This is a genomic window from Chitinophaga filiformis, assembly GCF_023100805.1.
In the GTDB taxonomy this organism is placed as follows: domain Bacteria; phylum Bacteroidota; class Bacteroidia; order Chitinophagales; family Chitinophagaceae; genus Chitinophaga; species Chitinophaga filiformis_B.
On record NZ_CP095855.1, the window covers coordinates 4,522,846 to 4,544,083 of the forward strand.

Genomic DNA, 21,238 nt, shown 5'->3' on the forward strand with positions numbered 1-21,238 from the left:
TCTCAAAATTAAGGTACGATTGTGCTATAAATAAGTACGATAATATCCGTCTCTTATTGCCAGTTCAGGAAATTGCAGGTATTATTTCACGTATTATTTCACGTTTAAAAAATTCCACAAATTATGAGCGTTGCAACATCTGCTGCCCCTTCGTCTACCCTGGCAGCACGTCCTGAATTTAAGACCAGGTATGAGCATTTTATTAACGGGGAATGGGTGCCACCATCCGGTGGTGAATACTTTGATAATATTTCACCCATTGATGGTAAGGTTTTCACACAAGCTGCAAGAGGCAATGCAACTGACATTGATAAAGCGATAGATGCGGCCCATGAAGCATTTAAAACATGGAGCAGAACAGCTGCATCTTACCGGAGTAACCTGCTGTTGAAAATCGCACAGATAGTAGAAGATAACCTGGATTACCTGGCCGTTGTAGAGACGATAGACAACGGGAAACCGATCCGGGAAACCAAAGCTGCCGACCTGCCACTGGTAGTAGATCATTTCCGTTATTTCGCCGGCGTGATCCGCAGTGAGGAAGGCACGATCAGCGAACATGACGAAACCACGGTCAGCATCAACCTGCATGAGCCGATCGGCGTTGTAGGACAGATCATTCCCTGGAACTTCCCGCTGCTCATGGCAGCCTGGAAGATTGCGCCAGCACTGGCCGCAGGTTGCTGTGTAGTGGTAAAACCCGCTGAACAGACGCCTACCAGCATTATGGTGCTGATGGAACTGATCGGCAATGTTTTACCTAAAGGCGTATTGAATATTGTAACCGGTTTTGGTGTGGAAGCAGGTAAACCACTGGCTTCTTCTCCGAAGGTGCAGAAGGTAGCCTTCACTGGAGAAACAACCACCGGCAGGCTTATTATGCAATACGCTTCCGAAAACCTGATCCCGGTTACAATGGAATTGGGAGGCAAGAGCCCTAACATTTTCTTTGAAAGCGTAGCTGATGCAGATGACGAGTTCTTTGATAAAGCCGTAGAAGGCGCCGTACTGTTTGCCCTGAACCAGGGAGAAGTATGTACCTGTCCAAGTCGCATACTGGTGCATGATCATATCTATGACCGCTTTATGGAGCGCGTTATCCAGCGTACAAAAGCCATTAAGATGGGTAACCCGCTCGACTCAACCGTCATGATGGGCGCCCAGGCCAGCGAAGACCAGTTCCAGAAGATCCTCAGCTACCTGGATATTGGTAAGCAGGAAGGCGCAGAAGTATTGTGCGGTGGGGATGCTTACCATCAGAACAGCGGACTGGAGCACGGATATTATGTACAGCCTACTTTGCTGAAGGGAAACAACAAGATGCGGGTATTCCAGGAAGAAATATTCGGACCTGTAGCTTGTGTCACCACTTTCAAAACAACGGAAGAAGCGATCGAGATTGCCAATGATACGCTCTATGGATTGGGCGCCGGCGTCTGGACCAGGGATGCGCATGAACTATACCAGGTGCCAAGGGCATTACAGGCCGGCAGGGTATGGGTGAACTGTTACCATGCTTATCCGGCTCACGCGCCATTCGGAGGATATAAGAAATCCGGTTTCGGAAGGGAAACACATAAGATGATGCTGAATCATTACCGCCAGACGAAGAATATGCTGATATCTTATGGTAAACAGAAACTGGGATTCTTCTGATGGAATTGTATCGGGAATCGAAAATGATGTTGGTTTGTTGTAAATGCCGTTTGGGGTGATATGTCGTTTGTCCGGGGTTATTACGCGGGGCTACGAACACGGGCCACGGGGTTATCACGCCGGGCTACAAACACGGCCCCGGGGTTATCACGCGCGGTTACGAACACGGGCCACGGGGGATCACGCCGGGCTACGAACACGGCCCGGGGGGTTGTCACGCAGGGCTATAAACACGGCCCCGGGGTTATCACCCCGGGCTACAAACACGCAGCTCCTGACGGAGCTGATTGACGGAGGATAAAATGGTTTGTTCTAAGGCAATCAGCCCTGCGGCTACAAGTACAGCCTTTCCTGATCACGCTTGATTCCTGATTTTTTTATACAGTGTCTTAACTTTTTTCATGACTAAGAGAATCATAGCAACTGAGGAAGCCATATCCTTGATCAATGAGCTCCGTCACAGGCATGGCCCCCTGATGTTTCACCAAAGTGGGGGCTGTTGTGACGGCTCACAGCCGATGTGCTTTCCGGAGGGGGAATTTAAGACAGGCGCTACAGACGTATGTCTGGGCGAGGTAGATGGATGTAAATTTTATATGAGCGGAGACCAGTTTGAGTATTGGAAACACACGCAATTGATCCTGGACGTCATCAAGGGGCGTGGCAGTAGTTTTTCACTGGAGATCCCCCTGGGAGTCAGATTTCATATCCGCTCCCGCGTATTTTCCGATGAGGAAGTTGCGGAGCTGGAAACGACACAACCGCTGACTTAAACACTATCCCGAAAAATGAAAAGTCCTGCAGTTTCAACTGACAGGACTTTTCATATCAATGTGAGCACTTATGATGATCAGTGTATATTACCCCGGTGCCGGTATGGCATTTAAATTCTTAGGGTACAGGGGACTTTTCAAAACGAATGGCTTTTAAGTCAAATCCTCCGGTTGCAGCAAATAGCCGGAGGGTTTGGCGGCCATTCTTCAGCGCAATATTTTTCAGTGTATACGCCTGCCATTCACCACGCTTGTTTTCTTTTGCCGGGACGACATTCACCTGGCCTATTGGTTTTCCGTCGATTGTCGCAGCCAGCTTCCCGGGCACTTTACCGGGAGCGGCAAGAAAGGACAGTGTATATTTCCCTTTCAGGGTAATATTTACTGTGTATTTCAACCATTCACCGGTAGCAAAGTCAGTTACATAATAGCTGCCTGCATTGGCCGAATCAGCTACAATATCCACCCCATCATTCCGGTACACCCTTCCGCGGTTACCACCAACCCATTTAGGATTGGATATGCGGTAATTTGCTGTATCCGTATCGAAGTAGGCCGCGCGGTTTACTCCCAGGTCATAGTCCACCGCATCCAGGGTTCCTGTATTTGTGATCGTATTGTTTTTGAAAGGCAGCGTTTTCTCAGAGAACGGCTGACGGATCATCGCGTCGATCACATCGCGGTGCAGGATGTTGTTACTGATGTTTGTTGCCCTGGCCACTTCCATCAGGCCTTCATAGGCCATATCGGCTGCAGGCGCACTGCCTTTCCCGCTGATGTAGTTGATCACACGCATGTATTTGTCGTTGGATGGGATCTCCAGCGGATTGTTCGCACCTAATTTTTTCAGCGGCCACCATGACCAGCCGATATTGTTCTTCTCGAACAGGCGGATAGCCTCTGTGAACCAGACATTCGAGTTCTCACCGGTTTCACCCAGCCATACCGGCACATTATATTTCTGACGGAAATCGAGGATATGCTGGATGGATTTGGTATCGTTCAGGTTCCAGTATTTGTGAAAGCTCAGTACCATGTTCTTGTCCCAGGGAGGCAGCATACCATTGTAGTTATTTCCCCAACCATTTCCTTCAATGATAATGATATGGCGGCCGTCCACCTCGCGAATGGCTTTGGTAATGTCCTGCAGCAGCTGTTTGAGCGGTACATTGTTTTGCTCCTTCAGGCCGTTCTTATCATTTTCAGGATCTTCGAAACCATAGTTTGGCTCATTCAGGATGTCGTATGCACCGATGAAAGGCTCGTCCTGGTAACGTTCTGCCAGCTTCCGCCACAAGGCGATGGTCTTTAGGCGGTCAGGCTCGCTTTCCCAGAGAGAAGGTTTGGATCCGTCGCGGTCGGAGATATTGAGATCGTTTCCTTGTCCGCCGGGAGCAGCATGCAGGTCCAGTATCAGGTACATCTTGTTGGCTTTACACCATGCCAGCAGGCTGTCTGTCATGGCAAAACCTTTTTCCAGCCAGGTATGTTGCCCGGTTACTGGTTCTTTTTCTACCGGTAAGGTATAGAGGTTAAAGTGCATAGGCAGACGAACCGAATTGAAGCCCCATGCTTTCAGGGAATCAATATCTGCTTTGGTAGTGTGGTTATCCAGCCAGGCATCATAGAATTCCTGTGTTCTCTGCGGGCCTATCAGGCTTTCAATACCAGCGCGGATCTTATGTTGCTGGCCCTGGCCGTTTACCCGTAACATATAGCCTTCCTGCAACATCCAGCCACCAAGGCCGATGCCACGCAGCAATACGTTTTCTCCTTTCTGGTTAACGATCTGAGTGCCTTTCGCCCTGAGGAAACCCTGGCTCCGGCTACCGGAGGGTTTAAATGAGAGGGTGATCAATAGGAATAACGTGACGTGTTTTAGTTTCATAACAATGAATTAGACGAAGAGACAAAATAGGAATTTATCAATAGAAAAAAGACGGGGATTGATAAGCGGGTAGATACACATGCAAAGATGCGCAGACGCGAACGCCTGCCCTAAAACATATAATATCTGCAATGGTGCCACTGTATGACCTTTGCAGGAGTTCGAGCATGATCAATATAGGAATTGATTCATAATCAGTGCAAAAAGATGAGGAAGCGCCAATGCTACGAAAATAGTGGCGAGGAACAGTATTAGATATTCGAATATCTTTTTCAGTTTCATAAACATATATCAGAAATACGCTTAGCGCAGCACGGGGGCGCGTTCCAGTAACATTGCGATCCCTGTTCCCAGCAAGGCGCCGATGGCGTAACAGATGCAGTCACTCAATACAAAATCGTAGCCTAGTATGAGGCCGAATGGGAAGGTATGCCGTAACTGCACGATCCAGTTGGCCTTGTACAGCTGTTGCAGTTCGATAACGATGCATGCCAGAAAGGTCAGGACACCCAGTTTTATCAGCTCTGTGGCGGGAAATAAGAACCGCAGGAAGAAGAACAGGCAGGTGGCATACAATATATCGCCTCCATAGGTACTAATCAGGCCGGGAAAGTGATCCGGGTACAGACGGGTTGCCAGTCCCAGGGGAATGGTGAGCAGGAACAGCACAAAGTATAGGAATATCTTCTTCGCTCTCATAGGTTTCATAAGGCCAAATATAGGAAACATCTGCATGTTTCCACAGGCATATTACCGTCAAATGAGCAGGATATGTGGAACACTTCTTCCGGTCATTATCACACAAGCAGCAGCGGAATTTTTCAGCTCCCGGACCGCTTACTTAACATAATAAAGTTCATATAGTTAGTAGGTGTTATTTCTTAACTTATTATTATCAGTATACTAATAAATTAGTCTTCTGCTATATGCTTTGTCCGGCCGCTACTGCACTGCATTACCTGAGATAACCCATATATAACCCATATATAACCCATATACAAGCCATATATAAGCCATATATAACCCATATTAAAAGAGATATGGGTTATATATGGCTTATATATAGGTTGAAGATGATTTACATACGGGTAATTAGTGAGAATTCTGGCTACCAACAGTCTTTTAGGACAAGAAACAAAGCGGCTTTTGGCTTTGGCCCCATTCATTTATCTTTATGGAGCGTCGGGTCAGGTTGCCTGGCCTGGACGTATCAATCCGGAAAACCAACAAGCGATATGAAAATAAGAGCCATTATCACGGGAGCGACAGGCATGGTGGGAGAGGGCGTACTGCATGAATGTCTGTTAAGCGGGGATGTAGAGGCGGTGCTGGTCATTAACAGGAAGCCCTGTGACGTGACGCATCCAAAGCTGAAAGATATCATTCACGCAGATTTCTTTGATTTTAGCCCCATCAGGGATCAGTTAAGCGGCTATAACGCTTGTTACTTCTGCCTGGGCGTTTCTTCTGTAGGAATGGACAAAGAAACTTATTACCGGATGACGTACACACTGACGATGCATGTAGCAGAGACACTGAGCCGGCTGAATGCTGATATGACCTTTTGCTATGTATCCGGTGCTGGTACCGATAGCACGGAAAAAGGACGCTCAAACTGGGCCAGGGTAAAAGGGAAAACGGAGAACGACCTGATGAAGTTGCCTTTCAAAGCGGTATTTGCGTTCCGTCCTGGTTTTATCAAGCGGATCAAAGGCCTGAAACGCGTACATCCCTTGTATAAATACATCGGATGGATATACCCGGTAGGGCGGGCACTATTTCCGGGGGGATTTGCCAAGCTGGAGGAGATAGGGCTGGCAATGATAAATGTGACATTGAACGGTTATCAGAAAAAGATATTGGAAGGAAAGGATCTTATCGCTCTCGGGAAAAGGGTTTGATATCTTCTCCCGCCATCGGCGGATAAACGTACATCCGTGCCGGTACTTTTTTGTTTCATTAACTTCTAATTAACTGTTTTTTCAAAAAGTTAGCCGTACTTCGCACTGCTTTAGTAACCATTTGTTCTTGTATAACCATTCATTGTTTAATTATGAAAAGTTGGTATCTGCAATACCTGGCATTATAACCATATATTTCCGATTCTCATAGATAATTGTTAGTCCCGGATCTCTGCGGTGCTGGCTATATAGCCTTCATTGATTATTTCTTGTTCTTACAGCTATTCTATTATTGTTGTGGCCATTTGATTGTCCTGGCACGCATTACTATCCGTGTTCTGTTAATCAGTATTTATAACCATACCATGAAAGTAACCAGTATTCTTTTATTGATTCCCTTATCTATCGTTGGGGTCTTGAGGGCACAGAACAAGCCCGCCAATACGAGCAGACCTGCAGCTATTCCCGCTGTGGCGCCGGCTCCTTATACTACCACAATGGTTAATTCCATTCGTACCTGGACGCCATCCATGCCGATAGCTGAAAGTGCCACAGTAATGTCTGCCGCCAGAACAGTGGCGGAGGTAAAACAGGAAACCCAATATTTCGATGGACTTGGACGCCTGTTACAGACCGTTGAAAAGGGCCTCAGTCCGACAGGGAAAGACCGGGTCAGCCCGGTGGATTATGATGCTTTCGGAAGAGAGCAATATGAATACCTGCCCTATATTCCGAAAACGGGTAACACCAGTGACGGTCTTTTTAAAATGGCGCCCTTCGCCGGCCAGCGGGCTTTTTACCGGGACAGTACCCTGGCGCCGGGAACAGGTGGCGACAGTATCTATTACACACAAACCGCATATGAGGCTTCTCCATTAAACCGGGTCTTACAGACATGGGCGCCTGGGAACAGCTGGGCGAAAGAGGGTGGCAATCGCCCGGTAAAACAGCAATACCTGGTGAACAGTATAGCCGATTCCGTACGACTTTGGGATGTAAACGCTTTGTCGCCCATGCCGGTTAGCAGCCGCATATATGGCAATGGAGAATTACTGAAGGAGCTGGTGATCAATGAAGCGGGTGTCCAAACAGTACTATATAAAGACAAGGAGGGGCATGTCGTACTGAAAAAGACGCAGCTGGCAGCCGCGCCGGGTGCTGCACATACAGGCTGGCTGTGTACTTACTATGTCTACGATGGCCTGGGGGATCTGCGATGTATAGTGCCGCCCAAAGCGGTAGAAGCCATCCGGAGCAATTGGATAATACCCGCTGATATCGCCAGGGAGTTATGTTTTTTTTATCGCTATGACAAACGCAGCCGGATGATCGTACAGAAGGTGCCAGGCGCCGATAGCACCGAAATGATCTACGATGAAAGGGACAGGCTGATTGGCAGGCGCGATGGGAACCTGAAAGTGCTGGGCATGTGGCATGCCACCTATTATGATCAACTGGACCGGGAGCAGAAAACGGCGCTCTTCTACGATGCCAGGAGCCGGGAGGCTATGCAGGCGGCGGTGAACCAGGCAGGGTTTAATCCGCTGAACGCCTTTCCATTCATTGATTCCTCCGCCCTACGGGTGTTGACAAACACCTACTACAACAACTATAATTTTCCCGGCAGGCAAAATTATGTGACGGCCGACATCACAAAGGTGCAGGCAGGAGCCAATCCTTATGCAGAAGCCTTGCCGGCAACAGCCAGTACCATGACCAGGGGACTGACAACGGGCAGGCGTTACCGCATCGAAGCCACGGAGCAGTTCAATACGACGACGATCTACTACAATGACAAAGGACGGGTGGTCCAGACCATCACAGACAATATGCCCGGTGGCAGGGATATTACCAATACGCTTTATGACTTCAGCGGCAAGGTGTTGAGCATCTATCAGAAACACACGAATCCGCGCAGCACATTGACACCGCTGACAACCGTACTCACGCAGTTCGATTATGACGCTATGGGGAGGATTGATACCGTCAAAAAACGGATCAATGACAATCCGGCCCTGCAGCGCACAATAGCTGTCAATACCTACGACGAACTCGGGCGACTGAAAACGAAGCGCCTCGACGTAAGTGGCGCCGCCACGCAGTTAGAGTTGCTGCAGTATGAATACAACATCCGCGGCTGGCTGAAAGCGCTGAACAGGCAGTTTGTCAACACGCTCAATGCCACCAGCAACTGGTTCGGACAGGAATACTGCTATGACTACGGATTTGACAGTGTCGACTACAATGGAAACATCGCCGGGATCAAATGGAAAAGCCTGTCAGACGGCATTCCGCGTGCTTACGGATATGACTATGACAGGGCAGACCGTCTGACCCGTGCTGATTTCCGTGAACAATTAAGCGGTAATACCGCCTGGACAAACAGCAAAGCAGACTTTTCCGTAAGCGGATTAGCCTACGACGCAGGTGGCAATCTTTTAGCCATGAAGCAGATGGGATTGAACGGTCCGGTCATTCAGACGATAGACAGTTTAAAATACGGCTACTTCAATAACAGTCACCGGCTCAGTTATGTGACCGACAAAAAGAACAATCCCGCCAGCACATTGGGCGATTTCAATGAAACAGACAACCGGGAAGAACAGGATTACTGGTATGACCCCAACGGCAACATAGCGAAGGACAGGAACAAAGGCATTGACACCATTTATTACAATCACCAGCAATTGCCTGCCATTCTTTATGCAAAGAACAAAACCGCCTCTATTTATTATCTGTATGCAGGGGGCACTGGCGAGAGGCTGGCTAAGATGGTGACTGATGCCAGTATTCAGCCGCAATTGTTCCGTACGACCCATTACATCAACGACTTTCAATATGAGCAGGACAGTTTACAATTTATCTCTCACGAAGAGGGCAGGGTCAGGCCCATATACAGAACAGGGCAGCCGGTAACTTATGCGTTCGACTATTTCATAAAAGATCAACAGGGCAATGTCCGTATGGTATTGAGCAGCCAGAAAGACACCGCTATTTACGCCGCAACGATGGAAGCCGCCATGGCCGGAACTGAAAATGCCTTGTTCAGTAACATTGACAAGACCCGCACCTCCAGGCCTGCCAATTATCCAACAGACGGTACTACCAACCCGAACGCCTATGTGGCAAGGCTCAACGCCATCAACGGACAGAAGATCGGGCCATCGATCGTGCTCCGCGTAGTGGCGGGCGACAGTCTCCAGATAGGAGTGAGGGCCTTATACAAACATGCGGGGGCGCTTAGTTCCAGCACGACTGCCGCCACCATGGTAGCAGCCATACTGGACGCCTTCAGTGGCGCCACCATCAAAGGCGGGATACACCAGGCAACAGGCAGTGCTTCGCCTGTATATACGTTAAACAGCAATACTTACAACCAGTTAAAAACGAAGGACGCCTCGCAGGATCAGCCAGGCAAGCCTAAGGCCTATCTTAGCTATATCCTGTTCGACGATCAGTTCAACCTTGTGGATGAGAACTCCGGCATGCGACAGGTCGGCAGTGCGATAGATGCCTTACAGACCCTGGTGGTGCAAAAGATGCGGATAAAGAAGACGGGTTTTATTTACATTTATACCAGCAACGAAAGCGGACAGGATGTATTCTTTGACAACCTGGTAGTTACCCACAACGGGGGCGCATTGCTTGAGGAGACACACTATTATCCTTTCGGCCTGACGATGGCTGGGATCAGCAGAAACGCCCTGAAAGGAACGCAGTATCCTGAGAACAGGAAAAGGTACAATGGCATAGACTTCAGCGCTGACCTTGGCCTTAACCAATACGACGCTTTCTACCGCACCCTGGACCCTCAGACAGGCAGATGGAAACAGATCGATCCGAAGATTGACGCCATGGAGTCCTGGTCGCCCTACGCATCGCACTTTGACAACCCGATCAGGTACAGCGACCCGCTCGGCGACTGGCCCGGTCCCGGCGACGGTTTCTTCACGAGGTTACTCAACTTTGCCGCCGACGCCAAAGAAAATTTCCGTCGGAATACCACCCAGCAAAAGAACTTCGTCCGTGAGAAAGCACAAGAGGGAATCAATAATTTCAAGTACCGTATCGCCACCGGCACAACGACGCCCCAACTCCTTTTCGAGGAGTTCCGCAAAAATCCCCTTGCCGCCCCAACCGGCATTGGAGGCGTGGAAGTAAAACTCGCCACCGTTGCTGCCAAAGAATTCGCCCTCACTTCAGAAGCAGCAGGTGCAGGCACCAAAACCGCGGCAGGGTTCGAAGTAAGAGCTCAAATGAAAGCCAAACTGGATGGCGCAGAAAGAAGAGCACTGTTTGGGGATGGATGGGCGAGTGGTAGTTTAAAGGAAGCGCGAGAAAAGTTTGCACCGGGGGCGGAGGGTGTTTTAAATGAGAAGGGGACGAAAACTTATTATCATAACCCTGAAGCGAAAATTCGGGTTGTTTATGATAATCTTGGAGACTATTTCAGACTAGAAAATACCACTTTAACAGGAGAACGGCGATATGTGGATTTCACTGGAAAAGTACCGAATAACAAAATACTCGTTAACGGAAAACAGATGGGTAGAGACAAAATAGAATATCACCAAGTTACTCACTTTATAAATATAGATTGAAATGAAAATAAGATTGATAGAAGTTCCAAAGGACAAAGAAGCGGAACATGCACTGGACTACAATGAGGCTACAGATGACCAGCTAATCCGGATTTATTTGACTAGTTCTGAGTTTATAGAACTTTGTGATAATGGCTTTTTCGACACGTTAAACGAAATGACAGATGCAATGATTGACGACTTCGAAGATGCTGAAATTGTGAAAAAGGAAGAATTGGAAATGGTATTAAACAGTGAAGTATTCAACCTACCTGTTTCTAACGACATTCTTCATCGATTGAAGCACCTTTTCCAAGAAGCCTTAGAACGTGGCACCGGCGTCTATTTCTTTTTCTAAACAATAAGATCACAGGAAAACCAGAAGTCGCCTATAAGTAGCGGACGGTTTGAGGTGGAGACTGCGGGCCTTAGCCCATTGGAGAGCCTGACACGATTGACAGGGGTTAAATGGGCCATTCCAAAGCCCCTACGCTTGACAAAGCTCAATCGTGCGTCTCGGAAAGGGGCTACAGCCCGTGGTCCCACCTCAAACCGCGAGCTACTTATTTAATCGAGTCGGAAAAATTGTTAGTAAACAAACGACAGGCTACCTACTTTGCAATCAAGCAAACCGCGAACTATTCTCCGAAATCGAGTCTAAAAGCGATTGGCCATAACGCGAGGTACAATCGAATCTGAAAACTATTTCGGCAATCGAGCCAGTAAAATCAATGTCAATCTCAAAACACCGGTAGCAACTTGCCCCAAACCGCAATAATCACGCATTTGAAATTTACAACCCCAGCTAACCGCGACGCCACCACGAAGCGACCGGTTTGATTTTTATAACCCCTCTCCATCGTTATTTCCGCAAATAAACAACGCTCTCAGCAAGATACCTTTGAAATTTATAGTTATCTGTTTGAATATTGCAATTTGTAATCCGACCCTTCGAACTAAATTTGCTTTTAAACGTTAACGATTCAGGAAGCAAAGGTCAAATTTGATATTGGATAACCCATTCTGATGATTACAGTGAAACAGTGCACTGTAACCGGGTTTCCCCTACTATCAATAGTCCCCTGCCGCAAGTCAACCTATTTAGATCTATTATTTACAGAAAAGCAATTCTTTATGGTTAAGCTAAAGATCAACCAGAAAGAGTACACAGTAGACGCCAGTCCTGATATGCCTTTGTTATGGGCGATAAGGGATATAGTCGGATTAACTGGTACCAAATTCGGTTGCGGTATGGCGCAATGTGGCGCGTGTACCGTTCATTTGGATGGAGAAGCGGTACGTTCATGTGTTACATTGGTGTCGCGGGCTGTTGGAAAGGAAATAGTAACTATTGAAGGATTATCTGCTGATCCGGACAACTACCTGCAGAAGGCGTGGATAGAGCTGGACGTACCGCAATGCGGTTATTGCCAGTCCGGCCAGATTATGTCTGCGGCGGTGTTGTTGAGAGAAAACCCAAATCCAACAGATGAAGACATTGATAGCGCAATGTCCGGGAATATCTGTCGCTGCGGCACATATCCCCGTATCAGGAAGGCCATTCACCTGGCCGCAAAAATGCAGCGGGAAGGAGGTAAGAACAAATGAGTACAACATTGAACACGAGCAGGCGTAATTTCCTGAAAACCGGTGCTGTACTGGGCAGCGGACTGCTGGTCTCCTTTACAGTTCCCGGCGCTAAAAGGCTCGGCGCAGCAGCGCCTTCCATGCTGGGCCCACAAAGTGGCGCAGCATTCGCTCCAAATGCGTATCTGAATATAACAGCAGATAATGAAGTACTGGTATATCTGGCACATGCTGAAATGGGCCAGGGTATCTGGACGACCTTGTCAATGATGATAGCAGACGAACTGGATGTAGACGTCAATAAGATGGTGGTACAGCATGGAGATGCCTGGGCGCCATATAATCATACCATGTTCGGGATACAGATCACAGGAGGCTCCAGCACTACCTGGTCTGAATTTGACAGGTACCGCAAGGCCGGCGCTACTGCCAGGGCTTTGCTGGTACAGGCAGCTGCGCAGAAATTTGGCGTGAGCCCTGCCGACTGTAAGACAGAGAACGGTGTGGTAAGGGCAGGCGATAAGAGCGCCACTTACGGAGAACTGGCCACTGCAGCAGCAGCATTGCCTGCACCAGGTGATGTACCGCTGAAAGATCCGAAGGAGTGGAAGTATATCGGTAAAGGCGTTAAACGACTGGATACACCGGCTAAAATAAACGGTACTGCAAAATTCGGGATGGATATGCAGTTCCCGGGCATGCTGACAGCAGTGGTGTTGCACGCACCTGTTTTCGGCGCCAAGGTGAAGACCGTGGATTCCGCAAAGGCGAAAGCAATACCGGGTGTACGCCAGGTGGTACAGATCCCCAGTGGGGTAGCTGTATTGGCAGACAACTACTGGGCCGCTAAAAAAGGCAGGGCGGCACTCAAAGTGGACTGGGACCTGGGAGCGGGTGTGAAGGTAGATTCAGCAACGATGCTGGCAGAGTACAGGCAGCTGGCACAGAAGCCAGGCACCCAGGCTGGTAAAGCAGGGGATGTGGACAGTGCTATGTCGAAAGCAGTGAAGACAGTAGAGGCTGAATATTTCTTCCCTTACCTGGCGCATGCACCGATGGAGCCTTTGAATGTGACCATCCAGCTGAAAGACGGCAAGTGTGAAATATGGACCGGTACACAGATGCCGGGCCTGGATCAGGGTGCTGCGGCGAAGATCCTGGGACTGAAGCCGGAGCAGATCAGGGTGAATACCGTGTTCCTTGGCGGAGGCTTCGGCAGAAGGGCCACGCCATCTTCCGACTTCGTAAGTGAAGCGGCACATATTGTTAAGGCCAGTGGCAAGCCATTGGTGAAAATGGTATGGTCCCGCGAAGATGATATAAAAGGTGGTTATTTCCGCCCGGCCTTCCTGCACAAGATAACAGCAGGCCTGAATGCACAGGGAAAGCCAATAGCCTGGAAACACACGATAGTGGGCCAGTCCATCATGGAAGGGACACTGTTTGCAGGAATGATCAAAGATGGTATTGACGCTGCCTCCGTAGAAGGAGTGGTGGACTCGCCTTATCTGGAAGCTGTTCCTGACCGCCTGGTGACCTTACACTCTCCTAAAAATCAGGTGCCGGTGTTGTGGTGGCGTTCCGTAGGGCATACACACACAGGTATGGCAATGGAAGCCATGATCGATGAACTGGCACATACAGCAGGCAAAGATCCGGTAGCCTACCGCCGGGAATTGCTGAAGTCCAGCCCGAGACATCTGGCGGCGCTTAACCTGGCAGCCGAAAAGGCCGGCTGGGGTAAACCATTGCCTGCCGGACGATTCAGGGGAATAGCAGTGCATGAGTCCTTCCTCAGTTATGTAGCCCAGGTAGCGGAGATCTCCCTGAACGAAGACGGCACCATCAAGGTACACCGTGTAGTATGCGCTATAGACTGCGGTCTGGCGGTAAATCCTGATGGTGTGAAAGCCCAGATAGAAAGCGGGATCAATTTCGGGGTTGCAGCAGCGCTGCATAGCGAGATATCCCTGGAGAATGGTCGTGTAAAACAAGGCAATTTTAATGATTACGTGGTAGCCAGGATGTTTGACACCCCGGCGGACATAGAAGTGCATATTGTGGATAGCAGCAGCAAAATGGGTGGCGTGGGTGAACCAGGCGTGCCACCGGTAGCACCGGCTATCGCGAATGCTTACTTCGCCGCTACAGGCAAACGCCTGAGGAACCTGCCTTTCAACAAGGCGAACCTGCCGGCTTAAGCGACGGTATCCTGATTTTTTACACGTAATGAGATGTTATGGCACAATTAACTAAAAACCAGTATTTTAATACAAAGAAAGTCGTGTATCTGCTGTTGGCAGCAACGGCAATTTCTTCGGTTGTAGTATCTTTCCGTACGGATGCTTTCAATGGTGTGCCGTCGGAAGATAAAACAAAGGTTGCAGAGACAGCAATGGCAGAGCCGGATAGTGTGATCTCGAAAAAGGCCTTTTTACAGGCTTATAAAGTGCTGATGCATCCCAGGTGTATGAACTGTCACCCGAAAGGCGACAGGCCCCTGCAAGGCGACGATAGCCACGTACACACTATGAATGTACAGCGTGGTACAGATGGCAAGGGGCTTTACGCAATGAAATGCTCTAACTGTCACCAGCCACAGAATACCCCAGGGCTGCACATGCCTCCGGGCAATCCGAACTGGCACCTGCCACCGGCTGATATGAAGATGGTATTCCAGGGTAAAACGCCGCGGGAGCTGGCGAAGACCATGCTGAATCAAAATGAGAATGGTCACAAAGACCACGAAGCACTGATCGAACACGTAAGCAAGGATTCATTGGTGGGTAGCGGGTGGAACCCCGCAGAAGGATTGGCCCACTTACCTATGAGCCGCGCCGAATTTGTGAAACATTTTAAAACATGGCTGGATAAGGGCGCTTACTTGCCGGATAAATAAGATGAAAGAGATCGAGGATATTTTACGGGCCTATGCACAATCCCGCGAGAACGGGAAAAAGGTGGCGCTCGCCACTGTTGTACACGTGGAAGGATCTTCCTACCGTCGTCCGGGCGCCAGGATGCTGGTAACGGAAGATGGGGAAATGACCGGAGCTATCAGCGGCGGATGCCTGGAAGGGGATGCTTTGAGAAGAGCGCTCCTGGCCATCATCCAGCAGCAGAATAAGCTGGTCACCTACGACACAACGGATGAGGATGACGCGAAAATAGGCGTACAACTGGGTTGTAACGGTATCGTCCACATCCTGTTCGAACCGATAGACCCGGCTTCTTCACACAATGCTATCAGGCTGCTGGAGCAGGTGCTGGAGAAACGTGAGGATGCCGTATTAGTAACTCTTTTCAGGTTAAACCAGGCTGCTCAGCAGCCTGGTACCTGTCTTCGTTATTCAGGGAATGACTTTGCAGGAAGCCTGGAAGACGGAAACCTGAAATCGGCCATCGTAAAGGATGTGCTGGAGGTGTTCAGCACCAGACAAGGGATGGTGAAACAGTACGGAGATGAGAAACCGGCCTTGCATGGCTTTGTAGAACTACTGAAACCGCCTGTTTCCCTGGTTATTGCGGGAGCAGGGAATGACGCTATGCCTTTGGTGGAAATAGCCCGCATCCAGGGTTGGCATACAACAGTCGTGGACGGAAGGGCCCTGTATGCTACACCGGCCAGGTTCCCCGGCGCCCGCAGGGTGATCGTGAGCAAAGCGGCAGAAGTGCTGCAAAAGGTGACCATTGACGAAAGGACCGTTTTCGTCCTGATGACACATAATTACAATTATGACCTGGCACTGCTGGAATTACTCCTGCAAAAAGAAGTAACTTACATCGGTACGCTGGGGCCTAAAAAGAAGCTGGAACGCATGCTGGATGAATTGGCGGCAAAAGGTATTACGGTAGGTGAAGAAGAAAGGGCCAGGATCCATGGACCGGTAGGACTGGACATCGGTGCGGAAACAGCAGAGGAAATTGCATTGTCTGTGACGGCTGAAATAAAAAGCGTACTTTCAGAAAGGACTGGCATTCCTTTAAGAGAGAAAAACGGGCCGATACATACTTTGTAAATCGTATGGATATGGAAAAATACGGTGTAATTATTTTGGGGGCGGGTAATTCTTCCCGCCTGGGACAGCCGAAACAATTGCTGATGTACAGGGGAAAGACCCTGATCTGCCAGATGGCAGAAGAAGCAATTGCAGCGGTAGGCAGTCCTGTGGTATTGGTAACAGGTGCGAACGCACCACAGATACTGGAAAAACTTTGCGGATTTGCCATTGAGATAGTGGAAAATGATCACTGGATAGAAGGCATGGGCTCGTCCATCAGTACCGGGATGAAGGTGCTGGTAAAACACGAAGGCCTCACAGGTGTGATCATCATGGTCTGCGATCAGCCTTTTGTGAATGCGGCTTTGTTGAAGCAGCTGATGGACCAGCAGATAATTGCCGGAAAAGGGATCATTGCCTGCACCTACGATAACACGGCAGGTACGCCCGTGCTCTTTGCAAATACTTATTTCGATGCGCTGGCAGCCCTGGAAGGACAGGAAGGTGCAAAAAAGATATTACAACAGTCTACAGACGACCTGGCCCTGGTGCCTTTTCCGCTTGGAGCTTTAGATATTGATACAGCTGAGGATTATCAGCGATTACTAACAGGGCAAGTTTTAGCAGATGATAATTGATTCCTATAACCGTGTGCATGATTACCTGAGGATTTCCCTGACAGATAACTGTAACCTGCGGTGTTTTTACTGCATGCCGGAGGAAGACTATGACTTTACGCCGGCCTCCCGCTTAATGCAGGCCGATGAAATAGCTACGCTGGCAGGGATCTTTACTGCCAATGGAGTGCGCAAGATCAGGCTTACCGGCGGTGAGCCGCTGGTAAGAAAAGATGCGGCAAAGATCATCTTATCCCTTTCCCGCCTGCCTGTGGAACTTACCATGACTACCAATGGCGTTCGCCTGCATGAATTTGCTGACGTGCTGGAAGAAGCAGGTGTGCGCTCTCTGAATATCAGCCTGGATACCCTGCAGGCTGAAAAGTTCATGCTGATCACCAGGCGAGACCTTTTTCACCAGGTGAAAAGCAATATCGATCTGCTGATCAGGAAAGGTATTCATGTGAAGATCAATGTGGTGGCGATGAAAGGTCTGAACGATACAGAGATCAACGACTTTGTGGCCTGGACGAAACATACGCCCGTGCATGTACGTTTTATAGAGTTTATGCCGTTTAGTGGTAACCGGTGGACAAGCAATAAGGTGATGTCTTTACAGGAGATCCTGCAAAATATCAGTACGGCATACGATTACCTGCCGTTGAAAGGTGGGGCGCATGATACCGCGAAAGGATTTATTGTACCAGGGCATGTCGGTACTTTTTCCGTTATCAGCACCATGACTTCGCCTTTCTGCGATACCTGCAACAGGATGCGTCTTACTGCGGATGGTAAACTGAAAAACTGCCTGTTCTCCAACGGGGAAACAGACCTGCTGACTGCGTTAAGGAATGGCGAAGATGTATTACCATTGATCAATCAGAGCATCTTTAGCAAGGCCAAAGCCCTGGGAGGACAGTTCTCCGGAAAACTGGAAGAAGTGGAAGCTGCTGCTATTAAAAATAGGAGTATGATCACCATTGGCGGATAATGGTGGGAATGCTATAAATTGCAGCGGAAGCCTGCATGCTGTCAGTCACATTGTGCGATGCTCCATTCCTTACATTGTGTCTATCGCGACGGAAATAAGTTTTGGCAGGGCATCGTCAGTCAATCACAACCGGAATCTGATAAATGGAAAAAGCAATCAAAGACATACTGGTAAATGGCGTTTTAAAAGTAAACGGCAGTCTGTGGGTAGAAGGGAATGGCAAACGGTTCTTCGGGCCCGGACCAGTTGAATTGCTGGAACTGATACAGGAAACCGGTTCTATTAACCAGGCGGCAAAGAAAATGAAGATGTCCTACAAGAAAGCCTGGGAACTCATTAATAATCTGAACAACATGGCGGGTAGTCCATTGGTGATCACCAGCACAGGCGGCGATAACGGAGGCGGTTCTGCTATTTCTGAAGAGGCCCGTCAGCTGATCGCTTATCACCGGGAGATGAGAGTGCGGTTCAGCAAATTTCTGGAAGAAGAAACACAACGCTTAAAATAATACCTACACAGGCACATCATCAGGATGTGTTTTTTTACCTATCCGTTATATTCTATGGAATATAACGTAACGAATGACTATTATGACCAAATCTCTATTCATCGCTTTTGTTTTGTGTAGTGGGGGTGTGTATGGGCAGGATACTTCTTTTATTCAAAAAGATACGGCGGTAAAGATATTGTCGGAGGTGACAGTATCGGCATCGCGTACCAGGGAACGCCTGTTGCAATCGCCGGTAAGCATCCAGAAGGCAGGTGAGCAATATTTCCGGATGTCTGCAGCGCCTTCTTTTTATGATGCGCTGGAACACTTACAGGGCGTGCAGCTGATAACGCCCAGTCTTGGTTTTAAAGTACTGAACGCAAGAGGTTTTGCCAACACCACTAACGTGCGCTTCGCGCAGCTGGTAGATGGTATGGATGTGCAATCGCCACATATCGGCGGCCCTATTGCCAATGCCCTGGGGCCTTCCGATCTTGATGTCAGCAATGTTGAGATCCTGCCGGGAGTAGCTTCGGCATTGTACGGTATGAATACGGTCAACGGCCTGGCGAATATTTCCACGAAAAATCCATTTACGTCTGAGGGCGTGAGCGTGCAGCAGAAAACAGCACTGACACACCTGGGGGACGCTAATAGCGGCGTAAAGGTGTACACCGAAACCAGTCTGCGTTGGGCGAAGGTGATCAGCCCGCGATTGGCATTCAAGGTCAACGGTACGTTCAATAAGGGATATGACTGGATCGCGGACGATCACCGGGAGCTGAACGGGCAGGCCAATGCCAGCACCGGGCTGCTGGGAAAGGATAATCCCGCGCAGGACCCGCTGAGCAGTTACGGCAACGAATCTTCCGACAGGAAGACGATCGCACTGGGAGGACGCAATTATGTTGTAGCGCGTACCGGTTATGACGAAAAAGATGTGGTGGGTTATGGTCTGCAGAATATCAAGGCTGATGCAGGTATTTATTATCAACTGAAGCCGGGCATGGCATTGACTTATCTCTACCATATGGCCCTGCTGGATAATGTATACCAGCGCGCCAACCGTTTCCGCCTGGCAGATTACCTGGTGCAGCAGCACGGCCTGCAGTTCCAGTCCAACAGCGTAGAGCTGAAGTTATACCTGAATCGTGAAAACACCGGCAATTCGTATAACCTGCGTTCCATGGCAGAAAATATCGACCGCAATTACAAGCCGGACGATAAGTGGTACGCGGATTATACCACTGCTTTCAATAATGCAAGCGGCGCCGGTGCTTCTATAGCGGATGCCCACCGGGAGGCAAGAACGGCCGCGGACGCCGGCAGGTATCAGCCAGGGACAGCAGCATTCGATAATACCCTGAACAAGCTGGCGCAGATCAATAACTGGGATATCGGCGCGGCATTAAAAGTAAAAGCCAGTTTCATTCATGCAGAAGGCCAGGTAGATCTTACGGCGAGCCTGCTGCGTGATGTGAAAGATAAACTGGGCATGCAGATACTGGTGGGCGGCGATCACCGGACATACATTATTGAACCGGATGGGAATTACTTCATCAACCCTGAACAGGGTAAGGAATATACCAATATCCATTATGCCAGGACCGGTGGATTTATATCAGTTACCAAAACTTTGTTCAACGACAACCTGAAACTGGGCGCTATTGTGCGGGGCGACAAGAACGACTATTTCAATCTGATGATCACGCCCCGCTTTACTGCTGTATATTCACCGGTAAGCACACAGCATTTCCGTGCCTCCTATCAAAGCGGTTACCGCTATCCGAGCATCTTTGAGGCTTATTCCAATGTGAACAGCGGTGGTGTGAAACGAGTAGGCGGATTGCCCGCAATGTCCCATGGTATTTTTGAAAATGCCTGGCTGGCATCGTCCATTACCACCTTCCAACAGGCCGTGCTGAACGATATCAATAAGAACGGATTGACACAGCATGATGCGATCATAAAGAACAAAGACATCCTGAAGAAGAATCCCTACACATATATCAGGGCAGAACATGTGAAGTCGGTGGAAATAGGGTATAAGGGCCTGTTTGACGGAGGCAGGTTCTTTATAGATGCAGAAGCTTACTTGAATAAGTATGCAAATTTTATTGCCCAGGCAAACATGAATGTGCCGAATACAACGGTGGCAGATTCTATTCCTTTTGCCTTGTATAGTAAGAGCAAACAAAGCCCTTACCGCATGTGGACGAACTCGCAGACAATCGTGAACAATTATGGCGGTAGTGTGGGATTGACCTATACAGAACATGGCTATGTAGCCAATGGAAATGTGACCTATGCGAAACTGAAGATGTCTGACCGGGAAGACGGGCTGGAAGACGGGTTTAATACCCCGTCGTGGACAGTGAATGTATCCGTAGCTAAAGAGCGTATCATTAAACATGCAGGAGCCGGTATTTCCTGGAAATGGCAGAGCAGTTATTACTGGCAATCCTTCCTGGTAAATGGTAATGTAGACGCTTATTCTACGGTGGATGCACAGGTAACCTATACGTTCGATAAACTGAACTGCAGGGCGAAACTCGGCGCCGGCAACCTGTTAAACAAGTATTATTACTCCTTCCTGGGAGGGCCATCTATAGGAGGAATGTATTATCTGACATTGACATACGGCATTCATTGAGAAAAGGCGATTCAATAAAATAGTCATGGCGTTTGAATGTCAAATATTGGCGATTTCACAGGGAAGTATTTGAGTAAGACTATTTTAACGTAGATTTATT

15 protein-coding genes are annotated in these 21,238 nt (G+C 48.8%); 13 read left to right on the top strand and 2 right to left on the bottom strand.

The annotated features are described in order from the left end of the window. Positions 1–123 precede the first annotated feature (123 nt). Together MYF79_RS17745 and MYF79_RS17750 are read left to right on the top strand one after the other, a co-directional pair. Complete coding sequence (locus tag MYF79_RS17745) at positions 124–1,656, top strand: aldehyde dehydrogenase family protein (protein WP_247808990.1); 1,533 nt, start codon at positions 124–126, stop codon at positions 1,654–1,656. Between the two features lie 401 nt (positions 1,657–2,057). Continuing rightward, positions 2,058–2,429, top strand: a complete 372-nt coding sequence (locus tag MYF79_RS17750; protein ID WP_199656623.1) for a DUF779 domain-containing protein — start codon at positions 2,058–2,060, stop codon at positions 2,427–2,429. Between the two features lie 118 nt (positions 2,430–2,547). On the opposite strand, the gene MYF79_RS17755 is transcribed toward MYF79_RS17750, so the two are convergent. Further along, positions 2,548–4,317 (bottom strand): cellulase family glycosylhydrolase, encoded by a 1,770-nt coding sequence (locus MYF79_RS17755; RefSeq protein ID WP_247808991.1) that lies wholly within the window; start codon positions 4,315–4,317, stop codon positions 2,548–2,550. Positions 4,318–4,620: 303 nt separating this feature from the next. Continuing rightward, the gene (locus MYF79_RS17760; protein WP_247808992.1) at positions 4,621–5,025 is read right to left on the bottom strand and encodes a DUF2809 domain-containing protein; all 405 of its coding nucleotides are present in this window, start codon (positions 5,023–5,025) and stop codon (positions 4,621–4,623) included. A 527-nt stretch (positions 5,026–5,552) separates the two neighbouring features. Here MYF79_RS17760 and MYF79_RS17765 point away from each other — a divergent pair. From MYF79_RS17765 to MYF79_RS17815, 11 genes are all read left to right on the top strand, one after another. Next, complete coding sequence (locus tag MYF79_RS17765; protein WP_247808993.1) at positions 5,553–6,218, top strand: NAD-dependent epimerase/dehydratase family protein; 666 nt, start codon at positions 5,553–5,555, stop codon at positions 6,216–6,218. A gap of 365 nt (positions 6,219–6,583) precedes the next feature. Further along, entirely contained in the window at positions 6,584–10,819 is a 4,236-nt protein-coding gene (locus MYF79_RS17770) for a DUF6443 domain-containing protein (RefSeq protein WP_247808994.1), read from the top strand. Between the two features lies 1 nt (position 10,820). Next, complete coding sequence (locus tag MYF79_RS17775; RefSeq protein ID WP_247808995.1) at positions 10,821–11,156, top strand: hypothetical protein; 336 nt, start codon at positions 10,821–10,823, stop codon at positions 11,154–11,156. Between the two features lie 776 nt (positions 11,157–11,932). Further along, positions 11,933–12,406: a (2Fe-2S)-binding protein gene (locus MYF79_RS17780; RefSeq protein ID WP_247808996.1), complete on the top strand. Its 474-nt coding sequence runs from the start codon at positions 11,933–11,935 to the stop codon at positions 12,404–12,406. Beyond that, the gene (locus MYF79_RS17785) at positions 12,403–14,586 is read left to right on the top strand and encodes a xanthine dehydrogenase family protein molybdopterin-binding subunit (protein ID WP_247808997.1); all 2,184 of its coding nucleotides are present in this window, start codon (positions 12,403–12,405) and stop codon (positions 14,584–14,586) included. The genes MYF79_RS17780 and MYF79_RS17785 overlap by 4 nt, the downstream gene beginning before the upstream one ends. A gap of 38 nt (positions 14,587–14,624) precedes the next feature. Then, complete coding sequence (locus MYF79_RS17790; RefSeq protein ID WP_247808998.1) at positions 14,625–15,284, top strand: hypothetical protein; 660 nt, start codon at positions 14,625–14,627, stop codon at positions 15,282–15,284. A gap of 1 nt (position 15,285) precedes the next feature. Beyond that, positions 15,286–16,404, top strand: coding sequence for an XdhC family protein (locus tag MYF79_RS17795; protein ID WP_247808999.1), 1,119 nt, complete (start codon positions 15,286–15,288; stop codon positions 16,402–16,404). Positions 16,405–16,415: 11 nt separating this feature from the next. Next, positions 16,416–17,024 (top strand): NTP transferase domain-containing protein, encoded by a 609-nt coding sequence (locus MYF79_RS17800; protein ID WP_247809000.1) that lies wholly within the window; start codon positions 16,416–16,418, stop codon positions 17,022–17,024. Beyond that, a complete protein-coding gene (moaA, locus tag MYF79_RS17805; RefSeq protein WP_247809001.1) occupies positions 17,014–17,994 on the top strand; it encodes a GTP 3',8-cyclase MoaA in 981 nt (326 codons plus the stop codon). The genes MYF79_RS17800 and moaA overlap by 11 nt, the downstream gene beginning before the upstream one ends. Before the next feature lie 143 nt (positions 17,995–18,137). Then, the gene (locus MYF79_RS17810) at positions 18,138–18,503 is read left to right on the top strand and encodes a winged helix-turn-helix domain-containing protein (protein ID WP_199656636.1); all 366 of its coding nucleotides are present in this window, start codon (positions 18,138–18,140) and stop codon (positions 18,501–18,503) included. Between the two features lie 82 nt (positions 18,504–18,585). Further along, positions 18,586–21,138, top strand: a complete 2,553-nt coding sequence (locus tag MYF79_RS17815) for a TonB-dependent receptor domain-containing protein (protein WP_247809002.1) — start codon at positions 18,586–18,588, stop codon at positions 21,136–21,138. The last annotated feature ends 100 nt before the right edge of the window (positions 21,139–21,238 follow it).